Source organism: Kitasatospora sp. NPDC036755, assembly GCF_040636595.1.
Lineage (GTDB): Bacteria > Actinomycetota > Actinomycetes > Streptomycetales > Streptomycetaceae > Kitasatospora.
On the sequence record NZ_JBEZUT010000594.1, the window covers coordinates 1 to 2,707 of the forward strand.

Genomic DNA, 2,707 nt, shown 5'->3' on the forward strand with positions numbered 1-2,707 from the left:
CCCTCAAACACGCCCAACACCGCAACTGGCCACCACCACACCCAGCAACACCCACCATCACGCCACACGCCACTACCTAAAGTCACCGGCATTGGCCCTAACCCTCCTCCGGCAGTTCCACCGCCTGCCAGCGGTACGCCGCGTCCTCCTGCCACACCTGCAACTCGCCCTCCACCACCGCCGCCAGACACAGCCGCCAGTCGTCGCCCATGGCGAGCGCGACCCGGGTGGCCGGGCGCAGCGTGGGCCGCCACCAGCGCGGCCGGCGGGAGGTGCCGCCGGCGGGCAGCCGCAGCCGTACGCCGCCCGCGCCGGCCAGTGCGACGGTCGGGCCGCCGCGGTGGCCGACCATGGCGAGGCCGAGCGAGGGCTCGCCGTCGCCGATCTCGGTTCCCGGGCCGGCCGTGCCGAGGGTGTGCAGCTGGACGGAGCCGTCCGGCCGCAGCGTGGCGGCCTGCGGTCCGGCGGAGGTGCGGGCCAGTGCCCCGGCGCGCAGCGGGCCGGGCGGGCCGACCGGGACGGGCGGCTGGGTGGTGCCGGGGCGCCAGCTCAGCACCCGCTCGCGGTGTCCGACCAGCAGCAGCCAGGCGCCGGGCCGTTCCTCCTGGGCGGCGAGCACCCGGTCGGCGGGGCAGCCGGGGTGCTCCTGGCCGGTCAGGGTGCGGCCGGGGGACCAGCGGTACGAGCGCAGCGCGCCGCCGGCGGCCGTCCAGACCGTCATCTCCCCGCCCGAACCGCCCGAGCCGCCCGAGCCGCCCGAGCCGGCCGATCCGCCCGGGCCACCCGAACCGACCCCGCCCGCCAGCCCGTTGACCCCGCGCGCCGCCTCCCACCAGCCCGCCGCCGTACCGATCCACAGGGTCCCGGCGCGGTCCTCGGCGCAGACCACCAGCTCGCCCGCACGCCCGGCCCAGCCGACCACCAACTCCCTTACGGAGGACGGGCCCTGCCCGTCCGGGAGCCGTCGGCCGGGGCTGCCCGGGCCGGCCAGCGCGGTGCCGTCGGTGCCGCCGGTGACCACCAGCGGCCGTCCGTCCGGGTCGGGCAGCACGGCCAGGCCCGCGGTGCGGGTCACCGGTCGTTGGGCGCGCAGCAGTTCACGGCCCCGGGCGGCCCACGGGCCGAGCGGGGAGGGGCGGCGCCCGGGTTCGCGGGCCAGCGGCTCGCAGGCCCAGCGCGCCAGCTCCTCGCCGTAGCCCGCCGCCAGCAGTTCGGCTCGGGCCTGTTCGGCGGCGAGCCGGTGGTCCAGCCGGCCGTGGTCGGGCAGCAGCAGGGTGCGGGCGAGGGTGCCGACCGCGAACAGGTCCTTGGCGGTGGTCGGGAAGCCGCCCACCTGCTCGGCCTCCGGCGGGACGTGCCCGGGGGTGAACACCGCGACGGTCAGGGCGTGGTCGAGCGGGGCGAGGAAGGTCAGGTCGATCAGTTTGACCTGCCCCTGGCCGTCGACCAGGACGTTGGCGGGGGAGATGTCGCGGTGCACCCAGCGCTTGCGGTGCAGCTCGTCGACGATCCGGCAGAGCCGGGCCAGGATCTCGGCCACCGCCGCCGGGCCGCCGTGCCGGCCCCGCGCCCAGGTGTGCAGCGGCACGCCTTCGACCCAGGGTGAGATCTGGTAGCCGAGCAGCGCGCCGCCGGGCGGGGTGCCGGGCCGGTGCGGGGAGGGGCCGAGCAGGAAGCTGGGCACGACCAGGTCGGTGACGCCCAGCCGGTGGGCGTTGTGCGAGACGTCGTCCCAGCGGCCGAGCCAGCGCCGCACCTCGGTCGGGTCGCGCTCCAGCATGATCTTCGCGGCGACCAGTTCCTTGCGCCCGTTGTGCCCGGTGCGGACCGCGCGCCACACCTCGGCCTCGCCGCCCCGGTGGTGGAACTCCAGGAGTTCGTACTGCTCCGGGTCGAACTCCGGCCCGAACCGGAGCCCCGGCACCCAACGCGACTCCGACACCCGACCCCCGACGCTGTTGACCGCTGTGGACGCGCCGTTGGGCGCGCTGCTGTTGAGCTGCTGCCGTGCTGCCGCTCCCCTGGTGAGGTGATGCCCAGGATAGTGCTCTTTTCTGTTCGCCTGTCCGATCGAGGGCCTATTCTGATGGCGCCCGAGCAACATCACGACACGACGTCAACTCGCGCCTGTCCCACGACAGTTGATCATGTGGATGGGCAGTACTCGAACCAGGGGGACGGTGCATGGCGCTGTTAGCGGTGCTGCTGGTCGTGGTGGCACTGGCCGGTGCGGCCGCCGTCGTCCTGGCCCGCCGCCGCCGGGCCCTGGACGCCGCGACGGTGGCGAGGGAACTGGCCGCGGCCGCCGAACGGCTCGCCGCCGGCAAGGCCGCCCAGGCCCGCCGCCGCTACGCCCGGCTGGCCAGCCGACTCGCCGACGCCCCGCAGGAGTTGGCGCCGCAGCGCGGTCTCGCCCTGCTCGGCCAGGCCGAGGCCACCATCCCCACCGGAGACCGGCAGGCCACCTTTGACCTGCACCGCGAGGCCTACCCGCTGCTCGCCGACCCGGCCCGGCAACTGCCCCGGTGGAGCCTGCGCGGCCTCGCCGAGGAACGGATGCGGGCCCCGGAGGGCGACCTCGGCCCTGTGCTCTCCTTCCTCCGGGCCACCGCCGCCGGCGCCGGACCACCGTCAGGGCACCGCCCTGACCCTTCTGGAGGCTGACCCTCTGCCCCTTGGCCAGGTTCACCGACACGACGTTGCCCTC

At 76.0% G+C, this 2,707-nt stretch carries 2 protein-coding genes; one reads left to right on the forward strand and one right to left on the reverse strand.

Annotation, left to right across the window (positions count from 1 at the left end; all coding sequences use genetic code 11):
• Positions 1–97 precede the first annotated feature (97 nt).
• On the reverse strand, positions 98–1,924 hold the full coding sequence (locus AB0E96_RS40310) for a hypothetical protein (RefSeq protein ID WP_359831712.1): 1,827 nt from the start codon (positions 1,922–1,924) through the stop codon (positions 98–100).
• A gap of 260 nt (positions 1,925–2,184) precedes the next feature.
• Here AB0E96_RS40310 and AB0E96_RS40315 point away from each other — a divergent pair, with 260 nt between their 5' ends.
• Entirely contained in the window at positions 2,185–2,664 is a 480-nt protein-coding gene (locus AB0E96_RS40315; RefSeq protein WP_359831714.1) for a hypothetical protein, read from the forward strand.
• Positions 2,665–2,707: the final 43 nt, after the last annotated feature.